Annotated in this window: 14 protein-coding genes; 8 read left to right on the top strand and 6 right to left on the bottom strand. The window is 38.7% G+C overall.

The features are described 5' to 3' along the window. Nucleotides 1–182 precede the first annotated feature (182 nt). The 3 genes from GQR55_RS17660 to GQR55_RS17650 form a co-directional block, all read right to left on the bottom strand. Nucleotides 183–383: a ribosome alternative rescue factor ArfA gene (locus GQR55_RS17660; protein ID WP_024591136.1), complete on the bottom strand. Its 201-nt coding sequence runs from the start codon at nt 381–383 to the stop codon at nt 183–185. Nucleotides 384–599: 216 nt separating this feature from the next. Next, nucleotides 600–3,128, bottom strand: coding sequence for a TonB-dependent receptor (locus tag GQR55_RS17655; protein WP_166421633.1), 2,529 nt, complete (start codon nt 3,126–3,128; stop codon nt 600–602). 253 nt (nt 3,129–3,381) lie between these two features. After that, entirely contained in the window at nt 3,382–4,335 is a 954-nt protein-coding gene (locus GQR55_RS17650; protein WP_166421632.1) for a HAMP domain-containing sensor histidine kinase, read from the bottom strand. Between the two features lie 201 nt (nt 4,336–4,536). On the opposite strand from GQR55_RS17650, the gene GQR55_RS17645 reads away from it, so the two are divergent. The 5 genes from GQR55_RS17645 to GQR55_RS17625 all read left to right on the top strand — a co-directional run bounded on the left by GQR55_RS17645 (nt 4,537) and on the right by GQR55_RS17625 (nt 10,025). Then, the gene (locus GQR55_RS17645; RefSeq protein ID WP_166421631.1) at nt 4,537–5,865 is read left to right on the top strand and encodes an HD domain-containing phosphohydrolase; all 1,329 of its coding nucleotides are present in this window, start codon (nt 4,537–4,539) and stop codon (nt 5,863–5,865) included. Between the two features lie 74 nt (nt 5,866–5,939). Next, nucleotides 5,940–6,959 carry a ferrochelatase gene (gene hemH, locus GQR55_RS17640; protein ID WP_166421630.1) on the top strand — a complete coding sequence of 340 codons (1,020 nt, stop codon included), beginning with the start codon at nt 5,940–5,942 and terminating at the stop codon, nt 6,957–6,959. A gap of 997 nt (nt 6,960–7,956) precedes the next feature. Next, nucleotides 7,957–8,700, top strand: a complete 744-nt coding sequence (locus GQR55_RS17635) for a ferredoxin--NADP reductase (protein WP_166421629.1) — start codon at nt 7,957–7,959, stop codon at nt 8,698–8,700. Between the two features lie 251 nt (nt 8,701–8,951). Next, entirely contained in the window at nt 8,952–9,695 is a 744-nt protein-coding gene (locus GQR55_RS17630; protein WP_166421628.1) for a nuclear transport factor 2 family protein, read from the top strand. 9 nt (nt 9,696–9,704) lie between these two features. Continuing rightward, nucleotides 9,705–10,025, top strand: coding sequence for a hypothetical protein (locus tag GQR55_RS17625; RefSeq protein WP_166421627.1), 321 nt, complete (start codon nt 9,705–9,707; stop codon nt 10,023–10,025). Between the two features lie 441 nt (nt 10,026–10,466). Here the strand turns inward: GQR55_RS17625 and GQR55_RS17620 are convergent, their stop codons facing one another. The 3 genes from GQR55_RS17620 to GQR55_RS17610 all read right to left on the bottom strand — a co-directional run bounded on the left by GQR55_RS17620 (nt 10,467) and on the right by GQR55_RS17610 (nt 13,938). Continuing rightward, the gene (locus tag GQR55_RS17620; RefSeq protein WP_166421626.1) at nt 10,467–10,928 is read right to left on the bottom strand and encodes a transposase; all 462 of its coding nucleotides are present in this window, start codon (nt 10,926–10,928) and stop codon (nt 10,467–10,469) included. Between the two features lie 437 nt (nt 10,929–11,365). Next, on the bottom strand, nt 11,366–12,964 hold the full coding sequence (locus tag GQR55_RS17615; RefSeq protein WP_166421625.1) for an ABC-F family ATPase: 1,599 nt from the start codon (nt 12,962–12,964) through the stop codon (nt 11,366–11,368). A gap of 236 nt (nt 12,965–13,200) precedes the next feature. Beyond that, the gene (locus tag GQR55_RS17610; RefSeq protein ID WP_166421624.1) at nt 13,201–13,938 is read right to left on the bottom strand and encodes a transporter substrate-binding domain-containing protein; all 738 of its coding nucleotides are present in this window, start codon (nt 13,936–13,938) and stop codon (nt 13,201–13,203) included. A gap of 207 nt (nt 13,939–14,145) precedes the next feature. Between GQR55_RS17610 and GQR55_RS17605 the strand changes: the two genes are divergently transcribed. From GQR55_RS17605 to GQR55_RS17595, 3 genes are all read left to right on the top strand, one after another. Beyond that, the gene (locus GQR55_RS17605) at nt 14,146–15,429 is read left to right on the top strand and encodes a UPF0149 family protein (protein ID WP_240916898.1); all 1,284 of its coding nucleotides are present in this window, start codon (nt 14,146–14,148) and stop codon (nt 15,427–15,429) included. Between the two features lie 197 nt (nt 15,430–15,626). After that, complete coding sequence (locus GQR55_RS17600) at nt 15,627–16,229, top strand: class I SAM-dependent methyltransferase (protein WP_166421623.1); 603 nt, start codon at nt 15,627–15,629, stop codon at nt 16,227–16,229. Nucleotides 16,230–16,237: 8 nt separating this feature from the next. Beyond that, nucleotides 16,238–19,390 carry a DEAD/DEAH box helicase gene (locus GQR55_RS17595; RefSeq protein WP_166421622.1) on the top strand — a complete coding sequence of 1,051 codons (3,153 nt, stop codon included), beginning with the start codon at nt 16,238–16,240 and terminating at the stop codon, nt 19,388–19,390. Nucleotides 19,391–19,509: the final 119 nt, after the last annotated feature.

Here is a 19,509-nt window from a genome sequence, read left to right as displayed (position 1 = left end):
GGTGTAATAAAAAACCAAGAAGCGTTTAAGCTTCAAGAAAGTTAAATACGATCTTGAAGCTTAAAATGAGAGATGGTATCTACCGCGAAAACTTAACGCTGTGGTTAAACTTAACTTGTAAACGCGCTGCTTGCTTGAGTAAGTAAACAGCTCTTACAAAAGCCCTATTTGATCGGTGCTATTTAAGCCGCGATTAAATAGGACTCTTGTCCTGAATGTTTGTTGCTGCGTTTAAACGAGCCTTTGCCTTTTTTAGCTTTAACTACTTGTGGTTTAAATAATTTAGAGGTAACCAACGCTGCTAATGCATTGTGGTTTATAACGCCTCGTCCTGTGTCTACCGCGCTGTTGCTTGCGGTTTTTGCTTTAGATTTTTTAGTCATATATTTCCTATCAACTAATGGTTATTTAAAGTTAAACTTGGATTCAAATAATAAAGAGGCTTTATATTAGCCTATTTATGAGATGGCGATTGTAGGCTTAATTTTCAACCGCGCAAGTATTTTTAATGCCCAACAGGTACTTTTTTAATAATAAAAAAACATAAAAAAAGCGCAGTTAATAACTGCGCTTAATATTACTTTAGTTTGCTTTATAAATTAAAAACTAAAGCTTACTTTTGCATAGTAAGTGCGCCCGTCAAAGCCGTATGGTAATGCACGTACAGGGTATTTAAATGCGCCATTTGTTATGGCATTAAGTACTTCGTCATCACCTAATTCGTCTGGTGTTTCGTCAAATACGTTATCGGCACCTACCGAAAGGGCAAACATGTCATTAATTTGGTAGCTTACGTTTAAATCAACTAACACAGCAGATTCAACCGTACTCGTTGGCTTAAACGAGCCATCTGTTGCAAGCTCTATATGGTCGTTACCAAAGTATTTTACGTCTGTTTCGCCAAAGTAGTTAAAGCGAAGTGTTGATGTATACGCGTCGCGCTCGAAGTCAAACGTAAGCGTTGCACGCTCACTAGGTTGTCCGTCTGTAAAAAAGCTACGTTGTAGGTCATCAAATGCAACTGCTTCAGGAATACCATCTTCTGCGTTTACGCCGTCAATTTTAGTGTCGTTTAGGTTACCGGCAAAGGTTACACCTAAATTACCGCCGTCAACTTCTGTACGGTACGATGCAATAATATCAACGCCTTGCGTAGTTGAGTCAACCGAGTTTGAGAAGTAATTAGCTTGTACTGCTCCTGTTGCTTGTAGCGCTGCAACGGCTTCTGAGCTAAACGATACGTCGTCGGCGGTAAGTAAGCTGCCAAGTGTAATGCGGTCTTTAATTTCTACGCGGTAAAAATCAACCGTTAACGAAAGCTCGCTTGTTACATCGTAAACAAAACCTGCACTGTAGTTTGTTGAGGTTTCAAGCTTTAAGCTATCTACACCTAACGCACTTGGAAAAGCGGTACCGGTGTTTGCAGTGAACGACTGCGTTAATGTACCGTCTGAGCCTAAGTTAGTTGTGAAAGCTGTATAACCACTTTGTTGAAGCGATGGCGCTCTAAAACCAGTAGATACTGCACCTCGTACTGCAAAGTCATCTGAAAATTCATAACGTGTTGCTAATTTACCAATTAAATCGTCACCCGCATCTGAGAAGTCTTCATAACGTAGCGCACCACTTACGTTCCATGCGTCGGTGATCATGGTCTCTACATCTACATATACTGCATAGCTGTTGCGGTCGCTATCGTTAGCCGCTTCTGGGCGCAGGCCGTTATAAGCCTGAAAACCACACTGTGCAAATTGGTTCGGATCGTTAACCGATGGGTACGAAGTATCCATATTTGCTAGTCCACACGCGTATGATGCTTCATCGCCAGGCACTATTTCGTAGTTTTCTTTACGATACTCAGCGCCTACCGTTACATATAAAGGCTCACTTCGGCCAATATCTACAATACCGTTTACATCAAGGTTAACCGTTGTTTGATCAAATCTAAAACCACCTGAATAGCCGCCACTAGGGCCTGAGTTTGCTGCAATGTCAGCATCGCTTGCACTTGGGTTGTTAAATAAATACTCAGCTGCGTAAGAAGCGTTTAATGTATTGCGTGATGTAAAGTCGTATTGGTTTTCACCGTAAACGGCCGATACGTCGTAATTCCAATCTGTGTTTATATCGCCTTTAAAACCAAGCGCTACTGAAATATCTTGTGCTTCGTTATAAATGCGCGGTAAAAAACCATCGCTATATACTTGTGTTACGTTTTTAGAGGCTTCGTTAAAGTTACGGTAAAAACCGTTACCCAGCGCAGTACGCTCAGAGTAACCACCAAACGAGTAAAGCTCGCCGTCACCCATTGGTAATGCCATGTTGTAAAATAACGATGTAAATTCGCTTTCTGAATTACCTTGGCCCCAGCGTACATCTTCACTTAACGTACCTGGTTCAACATTAAGCGAACCACCCGTATCACGCTCGGCGCGGTTAGTGCCGTCTGCGTCGCGGTACTCAAGCGATAGGTTAATAAAGCCGCCTTCGTTACCTAGTTCAAAACCACGGTTTAAACCTGCTGAAATAGTGTCGCCGTCACCTTCACTTGTGCCGCCGTACTGTACAAAACCAGTTGTAATACCGGTTGAGTTATTAAGAGATAAGTTAATTACGCCTGCAATAGCATCAGAGCCATACTGCGCCGCTGCGCCATCGCGTAATACTTCAACGCCTTTAAGGGCCGTTAACGGAATAGCATTCATATCGGTACCCGCAGCACCTGCGCCTACTGTACCGTTAAGACCAAAAATTGATTGGTTATGACGACGTTTGCCATTTACCAATACAAGAGTTTGATCTGGCTGTAAGCCACGAAGTGTTGCAGGTCTAAATAAATCTGAACCGTCTGATACTTGTGTACGCGAAAAGTTAAACGAAGGCGCTGTAGCTTGTAAGCTTTGGCCAAGTTCTGTAAAGCCACCTTTGGTTAAATCATCTGCGTCAATTAAATCAATAGGTGAAGAAGACTCTGTAGAGGTGCGGTTAGATACACGCGATCCTAATACAGAGATTTGTTCGATATTTTTAGCTGCTTGCACTGGTGCTTCTTCTGCGTTAACAATGCTTGGTGCGCTGAACGTAAAAGCAATGGCTACAGCAAGTGTGTTTAAACGGTGTGTTGACATAGTGACGACCCTGTTTTTGTGTGTTCTGTTTAATTTGTTAAAGCGGTGTTACCTGCCGCTTGTTGCAAACATCCTAGCAACATATGCAAACAAAAAGAAATGAAAAAAACTAAATGTTTGGTCTAAGTATGCAAATAAACTTCAAGATAAGAAAAAACCACGTCAAATCGATTAAAATAAGCACTACGAGAGGATTGAATTTCAAAAAAAAGAGTGATAACAATTTGTTTACATTAAACTTTTGTTAGTTTATTTATACTTTTAAAGGTAATAGGCAGCGGATGGTCGTACCTGTCCCTAATGTGCTGCTAACTTCTATTTTTCCACCATGATCATGTACCATAGCGTATACAAGTGTCATGCCCATTCCTGTGCCTTTACCCACCTCTTTGGTGGTATAAAATGGGTCGAACATATGCGTTATTGTGTCCTCACTCATCCCGCAGCCATTGTCTTTTACCTCAAGGCAAATATTTGTGTCTATTTCAAAAATATTTACTTCAATAATGCAGCCTTTTTCTAAATCATACTCACACGCCTGCCATGCATTCATTAGTAGGTTTACAAAAATCTGATTAATAGACGATAAATTGCACCAAATAAAGGGGAGTGGTTCAAACCGCGTTTTTATTTCACATAACTTAAGCTTGTTACTCAATAACCTTAAAGCGTTATTAGCACCCGTTGTTACATCGGTTAGTTGTTTATCTTGTGAAGAGGTGGGGTGAGCAAAATTTAATAAGTCATGCACAATTTGTTTTATTCGTTTGAGGCCTTCAACGCTGTCGTTAACTTGCCCTTGCAAATTGTTATAAATCCACGCGTACGGATACTGTAAGTTGAGTATGTCGATTTCGTGTTTAAAACGGCTCTCTTTAATTTCATTATTTAAATATTGTTCGTTAAGCTTTAACAGCGCAACAAGCAAAGGGCTGGAGTTTTGTAGGCTTTCTATATTACTCATTGCATAGGCAAGAGGGGTATTTATTTCGTGTGCAACACCAGCGCTAAGTGTACCTAGGGTCGCCATTTTTTCTGTTTGAACAAATAGGGTTTGTTGGCGTTCTAGGTCGGCTACTTTTTTTTGTAATTCATTATTTATGGCAACTAAAACGGTGCTTTTATCTCTGAGTAATTGTTCTGCGGCTAAGCGCAGCTTTTGTTCGTTTAAAAAAGCACGTTCAAAATTACCATCTGATCCATCCATTCCTTTCATCCATATAGATAACTTTATACTTAACGTTTAGTCGTCTACATGCAAATTTGCAACTTTATACGTGAGCAATTATCTACTTATAGATAATAACCACATTAGGTGACTCCTACTCTATATAAAAGGTAAGCATAAACAGGTCACGGATGTTTTTTTAAGCTATTATTTATCCAGAAGTAATTTAAAGGCGACTCAATGACTCAAGTAACACCAAGCACACCTATAAATCAGGTTGATGTACTTTGCATTGATGATGATGAAATAGTACTACGCACGCTAACACGACTACTTGAAGTAAATGGCCTGTCGGTTATTGTTTGCGATAATCCGCAAAGTGCACTATCGCTTTTTAAAAATCATGAATTTGGTTTAATTATTAGCGATATGCGCATGCCAGTCATGAGCGGTGCAGAGTTTTTAGAAAAAGCACGCGCGCTGGCTCCCGACACCCAGCGTATTTTGTTAACCGGTTACGCTGACATACAAACTACCCTAGCGGCGGTAAATCAGGGGCAAATAAATGGGTATATTCAAAAGCCTTGGCAAAACGATTTATTACTTCGTAGCATTAAAGATAGCCTTGAAAAATTTGCGCTTAAAAAACAAAACAAAAAATTAGAAACACAAGTTAAGGCGCAAAACCAAGAACTACTTGAGCTAAACAACACGTTAGAGCAACGAGTAGAAAAACGTACCTTACAAATCAAACAAGTTTTAAAAAAGCTTGAAGACGCCAACGAGCGGGAAAAACAAGAGCACAAATCGACCGTTGAGCTGCTATATAATTTTGTTAATGCAAATCCTTACCTTGATGGCAACAAAGCACAAAATATTGCAAATACCTGTACACAAATAGCGCTTTACTTAAACCTGTCGCAAAAAAGCATCGATCTTGCCCCAATGGCGGGTTATTTAGCACAAATAGGTTTGCTTGCTATGGACCCTGAACTTTATAAAAAACCGCTAAATCGGTTAAATGAGCAACAACGCAAAACCTTTTATACTCATCCAAGTACTGCACAATTAATGCTAATGCCAGCAATACATTTACACGACTTATCGGATGCTATTTATTACCAGTTTGAACGTTTTAACGGAAATGGAATGCCCAAAGGCCTTGCTGGAAACGATATACCGATAGGGGCTATGGTATTAGGGTTAGCGCGCGATTACTGGGACGCGTTTGAGCAGAGCAATGCAAGCGATGAAAAGCAGCGCCATGAGGATGCACTCGAAAGTGTAAAACTTTATAGTGGTTCGTTTTACCACCCTAAAATAGTTCGTGCGCTTGAAGCAAGCCATGCAAAACTACACGAACAAAAAAGTTCAGCAGGATCAGTACTAATTTGTAATGCTCATGAACTCAAAGAGCAAATGATACTCGGCCATGCCCTACACAGCCATACGGGTATAATGCTGCTGCCTAAGGGTCATGTATTTAGTAGTAAATCAATTGAAAAGCTTCAGCAGTTGGAGTCAAAAAAACCAACCCCATTTAGAATTATGGTTAAAACTGCTAAATGATTGATCTAAACGGCAGTTTTTTTCGTTACAATGTGCATAAAATACATTATTGAATTTGCTTGAAGGAGCACTCTGTGTCGCGATTTTCTGCAGTTACCGACAATCCCCACGACGGACGTTTTAATCAAAAGACGGGCATACTGCTTACTAACTTAGGTAGCCCAGATGCACCAACAGCTGCTGCGCTTCGTACATATTTGCGCGAGTTTTTATCAGATCCTCGAATAGTAGAAATACCACGCCTAGTATGGATGATAATTTTGCACGGTATTATTTTGCGCGTGCGTCCTAAACGTTCGGCTAAATTGTATAAAAGTATATGGACCGAAAATGGCTCGCCGCTTACCCACATTACTCGCCAACAAAGCGTTAAATTAAATACCTTACTAAAAGAGCAAGGTTATACTAATACTGAAGTGGTAATGGCTATGCGCTATGGCAACCCGTCAATAGAGGCAGGCCTTGAGGAGCTTCGCGATAAGGGCTTAACGCGTATAATTATATTGCCAATGTATCCGCAATATTCAAGCCCAACAACAGGCTCAACGTTTGATGCTGTATCGAGCGTACTGCGTAAATGGCGTTGGGTACCAGAGCTGCACTTTATTAATGGCTATCATAAAAACACCCGTTATATTGAGTCACTTGCTAATAGTATTAGTGAGGATTTAGAAGCGAATGGTATGCCACAAAAAATTGTTTTTTCGTATCACGGTATGCCTAAACTATTTTTAGAGCGAGGCGATCCGTACCATTGCCTATGTTTACAAACCACGCGTTTAGTTGTCGAAAAACTAGGCCTTGATAAAGACAAAGTAATTAGTACTTTTCAAAGTCGATTTGGTAAAGCCGAGTGGTTAAAGCCTTACACCGATGCAACGCTTGAAGCCCTGCCTGATGAAGGTATTACGGATGTAGCTATTATCAGCCCTGCTTTTAGCGCCGACTGCCTAGAAACACTTGAAGAGCTAGAAGGCGAAAACCGTGAAATATTCGAAAATGCAGGTGGCAAAAAATACCGTTACATAGCGGCATTAAACGATAGAGACGATCACATAGAAGCTGTGTATGATGTTATAAAACCTATGTTGTAAATCTGGTTTATAAAAGCGTATAGCTATAAATAGTTCGCATTAAGCGGTGTTAAAATTAACACCGCTTTTTTATTTTAAGGTTTTAGGGTTTTAGGGTTTAGATTAAGTAATTAGAAGCTACGCTTCTCGCGTGAGCAAGCTCTCCGCCTACCCAAAAACTTAACTCAGCGGTTTAATTTAACCTGCAAACGCGCTGGTTGCAGGCGTGTAAAAACGAAGTTTTTAGGGTTTAGATTAAGTAATTAGAAGCTTCGCTTCTCGCGTGAGCAAGCTCTACGCCTACCCGCAAACTTAACTCAGCGGTTTATTTAACCGTAAACGCGTTGCTTGCAGGCGTGTAAAAACGCAGTTTTTAGGGTTTTAGATTAAGTAATTAGAAGCTTCGCTTCTCGCGTAAGCAAGCTCTTTGCCTACCCGCAAACTTAACGCTGCTGTTTGGTTTAACCTGTAAACGTGCTGCTTGCAGGCGTGTAAAAACGCAGTTTTTAGGGTTTTAGATTAAGTAATTAGAAGCTACGCTTCTCGCGTAAGCAAGCTTTTCGCCTACACGCAAACTTAACGCTGCTGTTTGATTTAACCTGTAAACGTGCTGCTTGCAGGCGTGTAAAAACGCAGTTTTTAAAATGGCTAAATAATCAAAAACTGCACTCCTCGCAACATCAAGCTCTCCGACTACAATATCACACACCACCTACTATAAAACCTAACTCATAAATACAACTTTTTGCTAGCGCGTAAAGCTGTAAGTCTTTGTCACTTAATGCTAATGTTTATAAATAAAACTTACTTTTAAGTGAGTCATTTAAAACTTAATACCAATTCGCTTAATTAAGTTGTCTATTTTGAGGTAAGAAAACCGTGTCGATAACAAGGCAAAAATTTCGTTATTTAGTTGTTCTATATGAGAAATTTTTAACGAAGTTACGTACGGTTTAATCCCTCAAATTGATTAGGTATTATTGCGGGTTGGTATAACTAGCTAAACCAAGGGGTAACTATGTCTAACTGGGTTGAAGCAACAGTAAAAAGCGTAACATGGTGGAGCGAAACGCTCTTTAGCCTAACCGTAAATGCAAACGTAGAGCCATTTAAAGCAGGGCAGTTTACAAAGCTTTCGATAATGGATGGCGACAAGCGTATTGCTCGGGCTTATTCTTATGTAAATGCACCTGAAAATCCCGATCTTGAGTTTTATCTAATTAACGTTATTGATGGTTTATTATCCCCGTGTTTAGCTAAATTACAGCCCGGCGAAACCGTACTTATAGAGCAACACGCTACAGGCTTTTTTACCCTTGATGAAATACCACAAAGCGATCAGCTTTGGATGCTAGGAACAGGTACAGCCATAGGACCTTTTTTATCGATATTACAACAGCCTGATGTATGGAAAAAATACAAAAGCATAAACTTAGTGCATGGTGTGCGTTTTAATAACGACTTAAGCTATCAGGCACTTATTAACGAGTTATTAAGAGTGTACCCCGAGCAGCTCAATTATATCCCCGTTGTAAGTAGAGAGGAGCCATTACAAGGTTTAAGCGGGCGAATCACAAATGCTATTGAAAATAATAGCTTGTTTGAACATGTAAAATTAAACCCAGCTCCTAGTAACGCGCAATTTATGATTTGTGGAAACCCACAAATGGTAAAAGACACAACCGCGCTACTTCTCGGTAAAAACTTCACGCGCAACCGTCGTAAAAACCCCGGCAACATTACCGTAGAGCAGTACTGGTAAGCTACAGTGGTGGTATTAACTACCCGATAACGTTAAAATTTGCTATGTTGCAGCCTTATACCAATTTTATCAAAAATATGAGCATTCTATCGCATTAAATAACTCACTAACTGCGTTAAAAATTATTCATATAGAACAACTATATGTCACAATTTTCGCCTTGTTATTGTGCTATTTTCTTGACGCTATAATAGGTCACTTATTTAATGCAATTGGTATTACACGTGTTTAGTGTTCATTTTAGGAAAGTTATGAAACCGTTATCTATTATTTTTGCCTCATTAATCACTACCGCCGCGCTTATTACTTATGCTGCAGAACAAAGCGAGCCTGAGCAAAAAGAGCCGCAAGTTGAAGCTCAAGCAAACATCGAAAAACCAAAAGTTGAAAATGAGCAACCAGTGGCTCAACCCAACACTGACGACAAAGTAAATACGCTTGAATACAAAGCGCCAGAGCTTAAAAAGCCAGTTATTGATACGACTAAACCAGACGACTCAAAAGTACTCGGTAACGAGCAAATTAAACCTGCCGAAAAACCTAAAAATAAAATAGAAAAAGCAGTGGCTGTGGCCGAAGCTGAAAAAGCAGTAACGCAAGCAAAAGAAGCGCTAACAGTTAAGCAGCAAACTAAAGCTAAACAATCGCGCGAATCGCTCGCAGTAGTCGAGCAATTAGTTAAAGCGTATAACGCACGTAATATTGAAGAATTTCTTCGTGTATATGCCGAAGATGTTGAGTTTTATATTTTCCCTAATGAGCTATTATTTAAAGGTAAAGAAAAACTAATAGAACGTTACGGGCTAATGTTTAAAAAGTTAAAGTGCATTCACTCATCACCAATTAAGCGCATAGTGCACGGTGATATAGTGATTGATCACGAACTATCAGAAACCTGCTCAACAGACGAAAACGTAGTTGATAAACGCTCAGAACTGATTTCGAGCTATCAAATTAAAGATGGAAAAATAGTAAGAGTACTGTTTTTTAGATAAAGGCTTTGTATGCAAATAAATGACGACAAAAAAATTCGCTTAATGTATCGCATTGAGCCCGGTTGCCTCGGCCCTGAAGGGGTTGAGCACATTGAAGATTTTTGTCGTTTTGCAAACAAACATATTAAATCCCCATTTTATGGCCAATTTGTATTTTTACCTCGTTACGATAAAACCATAGACGAGCGACAATACAGCGTTAACAGCCGTAATTTATCACTTGCTCAGGCTAGTGCGTACTTAAAGCATTTTGATATTGATATAGAAGAATTTGAAGAACAGCTCGACGAGCTCCTTACCAAAGCCATTGATTTATACTTTAAGCGATAGCGTCTAATTACTATTGCTTAGGTACTCCCCCAAACTATTTTTAATCGTAAATATTTATTAAAAACTGCGTTTTTAAACGCCAGCAAGCAGTACATCTACAGATTAAATTAAACCACAGCATTAAATTTTCGGGGTAGGCGTAGAGCTTGCTCACGCGAGAAGCGCAGCTTCTAATTACTTAATCACTCATCATAAAAACTGCGTTTTTAAACGCCTGCAAGCAGCGCGTCTACAAGTTAAATCAAACCACTGCGTTAAGTTTTGTGGTAGGCGGAGAGCTTGCTCACGCGAGAAGCGCAGCTTCTAATTACTTAATCACTCATCATAAAAACTACGCTTTTAAACGCCAGCAAGCAGCGCGTCTACAGGTTAAATCAAACCACAGTGTTAAATTTTCGTGGTAGGCGTAGAGCTTGCTCACGCGAGAAGCGCAGCTTCTAATTACTTTAACTCACCATCACAAAGATAAACACAATCCCAAAATGGATATTCACCAACATCATTTACAAGCCCAGCGCGTAACGGATTTGAAACGATATAGCGTGCTTGATTAATTAAATCATCTTCTGCTCTCAGCTGGTGCTCAAAATAGTTTTGTTGCCAAACTGGCCCTGTGGTGCAATTGAGCTTATTTATTTTCACAGTGGTAATACTTTTATACTGCTTCATAACATCAGCAAGCGGTAAATCTTTCAATTGAAATAACCAATGAAGATGATCCGGCATTAAGGTATAACAAATTGTATCCACCTTATTTTGCATATAAACCAAGCCTCTTGCCGCAATACATGCATTTTCAAAGTTCTTAAATAACGGAATTCTTTGTTTTGTGCATATTGTTACAGAGTAAAATTTATTTTTAGAGGAGTGGCGCCCAACTAATAATTTTTTAGAGGAATACATAAAGGTTTTAATTTATTGGTTTTTATAAATATAGATAAAAAAGGGTATTCAACAAGTTAAATTAAACCACAGTGTTAAATTTTGTGGTAGGCGTAGAGCTTGCTCACGCGAGAAGCGCAGCTTCTAATTACTTTGTATATAGAAGTAGGAGTTAATGTATGTGTGTTTTAAAAATCTTGTAAAAGCTGCGTTTTTAAACGCCTGCAAGCAGCGCGTCTACAGGTTAAATCAAACCTCAGTGTTAAATTTTGTGGTAGGCGTAGAGCTTGCTCACGCGAGAAGCGCAGCTTCTAATTACTTAATCACTCATCCTAAAAACTGCGTTTTTAAACGCCTGCAAGCAGCGCGTCTACAAGTTAAATAGCAACACACTATTCATCACCCATAAAAAACGGCGCTAAATTTAGCACCGTTTTTACAAGCAATTAAAAAAGCGTTTACGCTTTTTTCTCTTCACAACTTGCAAGGTATTCGTCAAACGTACCTTGGAAGTCGACTACTTTTTTATCTTTAATATCAATAATACGCGTCGCTAATGACGATACAAACTCACGGTCATGGCTTACAAAAATAAGCGTACCTTCAAAGTCTTTAAGCGCATTGTTAAGTGCTTCAATGGCTTCCATATCCATGTGGTTAGTTGGTTCGTCCATTACAAGCACATTAACGTCTTGCATCATTAACTTACCAAATAACAGGCGGTTTTTTTCACCACCAGAACAGTTACGCGCTTTTTTGTTTGAATCGTCTGCTGTAAACAACAAACGGCCTAACATGCCACGAACCATTAAATCGTTGTGCTTAGCTGTACGCCATTGCGACATCCAATCAAACAACGTTAAATCGTTATCAAAATCTTTTGTGCTGTCTTGCGGGCAATAACCAAAGGTCGCATTTTCAGACCATTTAATTTCGCCTTCATTACTTTTAAGCTCATCTACTAAACAGCGTAAAAATGTAGTTTTACCCACACCATTTTCGCCGATAACAGCAAGCTTAGCACCAGCTTCAAGTAATAAATCACCGCCACTAAATAACATTTCGCCATCAAAACCATGGCCAATCTTGTTAACTTCAAGCGCTTGACGATACATTTTTTTACCTTCGTCAAACGAAAGCGATGGGCTCATACGGCTTGAAGATTTAACTTCATCAAGCTTAATTTTATCCATTTTTTTAGCGCGTGAACTTGCTTGTTTAGCTTTAGATGCGTTAGCACCAAAACGGTTAACAAAGTCTTGTAGTTCGTCAATTTCAGCGCTCTTTTTAGCGTTTTCAGCTAAAAGTTGCTCGCGTTGTAGGCCCGCAGCGTCTAAAAATTTCTCATAGTTACCAGGGTAAATACGCAGCTCGCCGTAATCAATGTCGGCCATATGCGTACATACCGAATTTAAAAAGTGACGGTCATGCGAAATAATTATCATCGTACATCTACGTTTATTTAGCTCGTTAGCAAGCCACGTAATTGTATGAATATCCAAGTTATTGGTAGGCTCATCGAGTAGCAATATGTCAGGGTTTGCAAACAACGCCTGTGCTAAAAGTACGCGTAGTTTCCAACCTGGTGCTACGTTTGCCATTAATCCGTAATGAAATTCTTTATCGATACCCGCTTCAAGCAAAATTTCTTCTGCGCGGCTTTCTGCTGTGTAACCGTCCATTTCAGCAAATACGCTTTCAAGATCGGCTACTTTCATACCGTCGTCTTCGCTCATTTCTGGCAAAGAGTAAATACGTTCGCGTTCTTGTTTTACTTTCCAAAGCTCTACGTCGCCCATAATTACGGCATCAACTACGCTAAACTCTTCAAAAGCAAACTGGTCTTGGCTTAGGTTACCTACTTTTAACCCTGGAGTAATAGATACATTACCCGCACTTGGAACAAGCGCACCGCTTAAAATTTTCATGAAAGTCGACTTGCCGCAGCCGTTAGCGCCAATTAAACCGTAACGGTTACCGTTACCAAATTTAGCTGAAATGTTTTCAAACAACGGCTCTGCGCCAAACTGCATCGTAATATTTGCGGTGGAGATCAAAAAGGGTAATCCTAGATTAGTACTGACAGGAGTACGCTGCAGCAAAACGCCACAAACAAGAACCAGACAATAGGGTAAATTAGCTGGCGAATTATACAGATCAGCCACAACGAATGAAAGATAAAAGGTAGCTAATTTATAACCAAGCGTTTGCGCTAATAAAAACAAGCAAAAAACACTGCATTGGTTAAGTAAATAATGCCAATAATAAAGCGTTCATCTCGCTCCAATAACTGCTATTCGAAAATTGCTTTGAGCGCTGCTTCGTTATTTTTTATGTGCTTATTAATTATTTTAAGTTCATTAATCGACACCGTTTTTTTGCTAAACATTAAATAAATATCGTCTTTATTTACATACTCAATGTTGGTGACTAATTTTATGCTCGAGTTTTTTTTTGCAAAATAAGCACCCACTAACTCGTCTTCAATAGCAAAATCAATACGTTGTTTATTAAGCATTTTAAAGCGTTTACTGGTTGCACTGGTGTATTCAATTTGTTTTTTATGCGTTGTTTTATATTGCTCAAACTCTTCGCCGTAGTAACTTCCAAAGTTAGCGCCTATGGTTAAACCTTGATTAAAAATATCAGCCAAACTTTTAACTACATGCGTATTGTTTTTGTTTTCGTATAAACGCATAACCTCAGTACGATAGCTAACAGTATAGTGAGCGTATTTAGCACGTTTTTCGGTATAGCTACCAGCCCAACCCAAATCTATTCGGCCATGTCTAACTTCAGTAAAAGCGCGTTTAGAATTAGGAAGTAGCTCTACTTTAAAGCAAAAAGGAGAGTCTTTAAAAATTAGGTTAAGCGCATCAACTTCAGTACCTTTAAATACATTACTCATGCCCATTACATACGGCGGCCAAAAGGCATCGTGCGAGGCAACGCTAAAGGTCCTGTCACAAGCAAATGCATTTATTTGAGCGGTAAACAGCACACATAAAAATATGGTTATTATTTTATTCATTGCGCCTCAGGTTTATTTATTTTTGTTTATTATTACAACAGTATAAACCAGCTTTTATGTTTTAGCGGTGCGGGTTTGTGTGAATATGTAAATAGCTCGTTAAAATGTACTTGAGGATAAAGTAACCTAGGTATAGTTATTGGTCACCTAATCTAAAATTGTATTTATTGTGTGAATTTAATAGTCATATTGTTGGTAACCTTATCTATGAGTACACTAATAATAAATTTATACATAGCAGGTCACATTATGTCGCCAACTAAAATACGCAACAATGTTATAAAACTCAGTGAATTAAGTACTAAAAAACCAAATTACTATTTTATACAAGGTTATTTAATGGGGTTAGGCGCATTACCCCTAATGCTCACCCCGAGTGAATGGCAGCCTGATTTATTTGGAGATATTAACCTTCAAAAAGAGAGCGAGCTAAAATATCTCGAAAGCTTAATGGCACTGTATAACCAAAGCATGGATAAAGTAATTCAAAACGAATTAAAAATGCCAGCAAAATGCAGCCTATCCAAGCAAGACTACCGGGATTCGCTAAAGCCGAATATGCCCCTACCAAGTTACTGTAAAGGGGTTTTACAGGCGCTTAAACACATAAATAAACGTGCACTTAATGCACTACAAAAACAGGCTGTTGATAGCCTAAGTGGCGTTTTAAAAGCTTTTACTAGCGAAAAAGCAGCGGCAAAAGTATTTGGTGAATTTGCCCAATACAATGCTCAAGAATACAAACGTAATTATGTTTATTACATGGCCGACGCTATTTTTGAGCTTCGCTTTAGTAACGACCTAACTTTAAGCGATGAAGATGAGGCACAATTTAACAACAGCTTTTTAGACGAAGAATCAAATGAATTAGATGAGCTTGATGAACTACTTGAACTGGTTCTTGCCGACACAGAACTAAAAGCACTTGAGCCAATGCAGATGCTTTTAGAAATGATGGAAGGGCACATTACAAAGCAATTTATTAAAGACAACACAGGGCACTTTTGGGGCTTGCACGAAACCCGCCCCTATATGATGCTTCGCGCGCATCGAGCAAAAATACACGCACTGCACGGCTATACCCAAAAAGCGCAGTCAGAACTCGAAGAGTTACTAAAGCTAAACCCAAACGATAATCAAGGTAATCGCTTTTTATTAATGAATTGCCTAATAATTAATAAAGAATGGGACAAGTTAGACGCTCTATTGGTTAAGTCCGACAGTGAAGAGCTACACGCAACAGCAAGCCGTGCGCTAAGTGCTTTTGTAAAACATGGCGATTCAAAACCAGCTAACGATTACAAAAAAAAGCTCCAGCAGCAAAATAAACACTTTAGCAAAATACTTACAGGGCAAGAAAAATTAAAAGTACAACAGCCGCCATATTTTAGCCCAGGCAGTAAAGAAGAGGTAGGTGTTTATCTTGATTCGTTAGGTAAGCAAGCGTGGATTTCGGTTCCCGCGAGTCTTTTTTGGTTGAGAAAGAAGTAAACAAAAAACGTTTAGCGTGATTTATATCGCGCTCAGTGCTCAACACAAGCACTTAATAACAACGGCGTATTAATTTAAAAATTTCTACTTATTAAACCTATATTTAATGCGCTTGTTCCTGTAGATTAAACAAATAATGAATGCAGTATTAACAGTATCTTAGCTGTTAAACGATTAGCCAAGGAGCGGTGAGTCTCGTGTCAAACACCACACTTACTTATTACAAGCAAAATGCAAAAGCCTTTAGCGACTCAACACTTAACGTTGATATGTCGGCGCTTTACGCTGAGTTTTTACCGCATGTTACACAACACGGTAGTATTTTAGATGCCGGTTGTGGCAGTGCACGCGATGCCGCATTTTTCAAAGCACAGGGTTTTACTGTGAGTGCGTTTGATGCAAGCCCAGAGCTGGCAGAGTTAGCAAGTAGTTACTTACAACAACCTGTAGCGGTTAAAACATTCCAAGATCTAAATTGTGTAAACCAATACGATGGTATTTGGTGCTGCGCTAGTTTATTACACGTTCCAAAAGCTGAGTTACCACAGGTGTTTTTAAACCTACAAAATGCGCTTAAACCGAATGGCGTTTTGTATGTTTCGTTCAAATATGGCAATACAGAGCGTGTGCACAACGGTCGTGAATTTACCGACTTAAACGAAACTGCTTTAACTGCATTAATTGATCAACACACCGAGCTTAAAATAACAAAACAATGGCAAACAGTGGATCAACGGCCAGAGCGCGAAAGTGAAGTGTGGTTAAATGCGTTAATGCAACGCGCTATCAGTAAAGGCTAATAACTGTAATGAATATGAGTATTAGAAATCAGTTTGAATATTGTGACCAAGTGCTTTTGGAGTATGGTTATAAGCTGCATGACCAAAACACAGTAGGTCGGCTGTATACAAAAAATGATAGTCCTGCTGTATTTATTGATACAACTCTTTTTCAACTAGAGTTACCCAATTATCAGTACGTTGATTACACTAGTTATCAAAATCAACTGATGCATAAGTACCAAGGTTTATATCGTTTTGTTTATGATTCATATACTTCCTTATCAATTGAGACGCAAACGCAATTTAAAAACGATCTTGATGTTTTTCTTGGCTCAGAAGAACAACAATCAGATAAAATAAAAAAATTTGGAGCTGATCGCAACGAAACCCACACTGATCCAACACCACCTGAATATAATTTTACCTGCTTATTTGAAGAGGTCTTTGGCGCTCAATATTTACACGCACTTGAAGCTGAAAGTAAATACATTGATAGTGCAGGGCACATTCGCTATATAGACTTTGTTCTAACAAGAAGTAACGATGTTAAAAACCAAAGTAATATAGCTATAGAGCTTAACGGAGAGCGTTATCATCACCCGCTTATAATTGGTCTAAAAAAATATCGTTCGCAATTATTTAAGCAAAACTCATTAGTTTACGATAGTTATTTAGTTTTTCGATGGTCAAGCAGAGGTATGAGCGACCATTACAAGTTTAGTGATCAAATGCGTGATTATTTTGGTGATCCTAAAAACTTTAGTGCCGCACCTAAATACTTAGCACAGCGTGATTTATCATTTCAGCTTTTAGAACATCAAGATCAAGCTGTAAATAGTATTTCAAATCAACGCATAAAAGGTAAAAGCACCTTTTTAGTTGTCCTACCCACTGGTACAGGTAAAACAGAAGTATTTATAGAAGATTTAAAAAATCAAATAGATGCGGGTATATGCAAAAAAGCATTGGCAGTAGTACCTAGCACAGCTTTAAAAAAGCAATTAAAAGAGCGATTAAATTTAAGACATCCCTTATTAAAAGTGGGTGAGTTATTAACAGACTCAACGCTTGATGTTGTAGTGCAAACCAGTGCTTATATGATGCGCCATTACAGCACCATGCAATCACAATCTTTTGATTATATTCTGATAGATGAAGCTCACCATGCAGTTGCAACAGGATTAAGAAAAGTAATTGAATACTTTAAACCTAAAACGTTATTAGGGCTCACTGCGACTGACGAAAGAGCCGATGATAAAAAGCTGCAAGACATATTTGGTCGCTATAAAGTTGATTTAACTTTAGAACAAGCAATTAAAAAAGGACTTGCTCCGCAAATAAGAGCTTACCGACTTGAGTCAAATATAGACTTATCGCAAGTGCGCTTTAACGGTAAAGATTATGTAAAGGCTGATTTAAATAAAACCGTACTTATACCCTCGCGCGATCAATTAATTGTAGATTTGATCAATAAATATTTTGCAGAACCTTTAATTGAGGGGCAATTATTAAAGCAAGGTGTTGTATTTTGTACAGATATAAAACATGCCCAAAGAATGGCGCAGTTATTTAATAAACACGGAATTACCGCGCAAGCAGTACATGGTTCAGACCGCAAAGGGCTTGAAGAATATCAAAAAGGAAACATACGCTTTTTATGTGCTTGCGACCTATTAAACGAAGGGTGGGATGCACCACAAACTGAAATTTTAGTTATGGCAAGACCCACAATGTCTAAAGTGCTTTATACCCAGCAGTTAGGGCGTGGAACACGTAATCATAAAGACAAAGAAGCGCTTATTGTAATCGATGTTGTAGACAGCTATGGCGCAGCATTGCAGCCAATGTCAGTACATGGCTTATTTAACTTTTCTACTTACAAGCCATTTGAAAATATAATAAAAAAAGAAGTACCAACATCCGAAAACGAAGCGATTGAATTAGATCGTTTATACGAAGGTGAACGTCGTATTGAAAAAATAAACATATTTACTTTTGAACATGAATTCGGCGGTTTATTAAATGAAGAGCAGCTTGCTCGTGAATTATTTATTTCAACAGGTACGGTAAAAAGTTGGGTTAAAAAAGGAGATATTACCCCAGCAAAAACACACCCATTTGGTAAACACACATTAAACTATTTTAGTGAATCACAATTAAAGAAAATCAAAATAGATAAAAATATTAAAGAGCGTACAGAAGATTCAAGGCGAGATGATTTTTTTGAGTTTTTACAAAGTCGAGATTATTCTTTTTCGTATAAAATTGCTTTCTTACTTGCGTTTATAAGTGAGTGTAATGCGCAAGGCGAAGCCGAGCTTTCAAAACTTGTGTTGCGATATCAAAGCTTTTACAAGCAGTTACAACAAGAGTTCGGCCAAGCAGAAAAAGACAAAAACCCGCTTAATGATAAAGAACGCTTGAACGATACTGCTTATTTAACTCGTAGTTTATTAGCAAACCCGTTTGAAAAGTTCGAGCGTAAACGTTTTATTTATCATGCAAAAGATCTCAATATTATTTCGTTTGACTCAGTACTCTGGGAAAAGCTAGATGAAAACGCACTTGCCGAAATCAAGCAGCAATATATTCAAGACGGTAAAGATTATTATAAAAAAATAGGTTTTAAGCTCCAGAACCACCACTTTAAAGCATTACTGCAATTTGAAGAGCCAGTTGATAACACCCCCGTGAATATCGCTCCTACACAAATTAGTAATGATGAGGAACTATTTACAACCCAATTAAAAACTGTAAATGAAGTAATCAAGTTGCCGTACTTCCCTAATATTAAAATTGCCTGCGGACATTTTAAAACTGGGGATGAAAGAGATATGGAGTTGATGGACGCGCCATTTGGTGCAGGTAAGCTTGATCCAAACGTGCATTTTTTAGCACGAGCTTCGGGCAACTCTATGAACGGCGGTAAACACCCAATACTTGATGGTGATTTACTGCTACTTGAGCTTATAACCTCCGATAAAGCCGGATCGCTACGCGGCCAAGTAGTCGCAATAGAGCGAGATGATATAGGCGGTGACGGGCAGTATTTACTGCGAAAAATTAATAAATTACCAAACGGGCAATATGAGCTAATCGCTCAAAACCCCGATTATGAGGTAATGATTGCAGATGAAAGCATGCGAACGTTCGCACGGTTTAAACAAGTGGTAATGTAATCAATATTGTAGGCGGGAGCTTACCTCGCGCTTTAACTTGTAGATACCATCTCTCATTTTAAGCTTCAAGGTCGTATTTAACTTTCTTGGAGCTTAAACGCTTCTTGGTTTTTTATTAC

The organism is Pseudoalteromonas sp. Z1A8 (assembly GCF_011378855.1).
In the GTDB taxonomy this organism is placed as follows: Bacteria; Pseudomonadota; Gammaproteobacteria; order Enterobacterales; family Alteromonadaceae; genus Pseudoalteromonas.
Note: the sequence above shows the minus strand (reverse complement) of the source record. Positions and strands in the feature narration are given on the sequence as shown.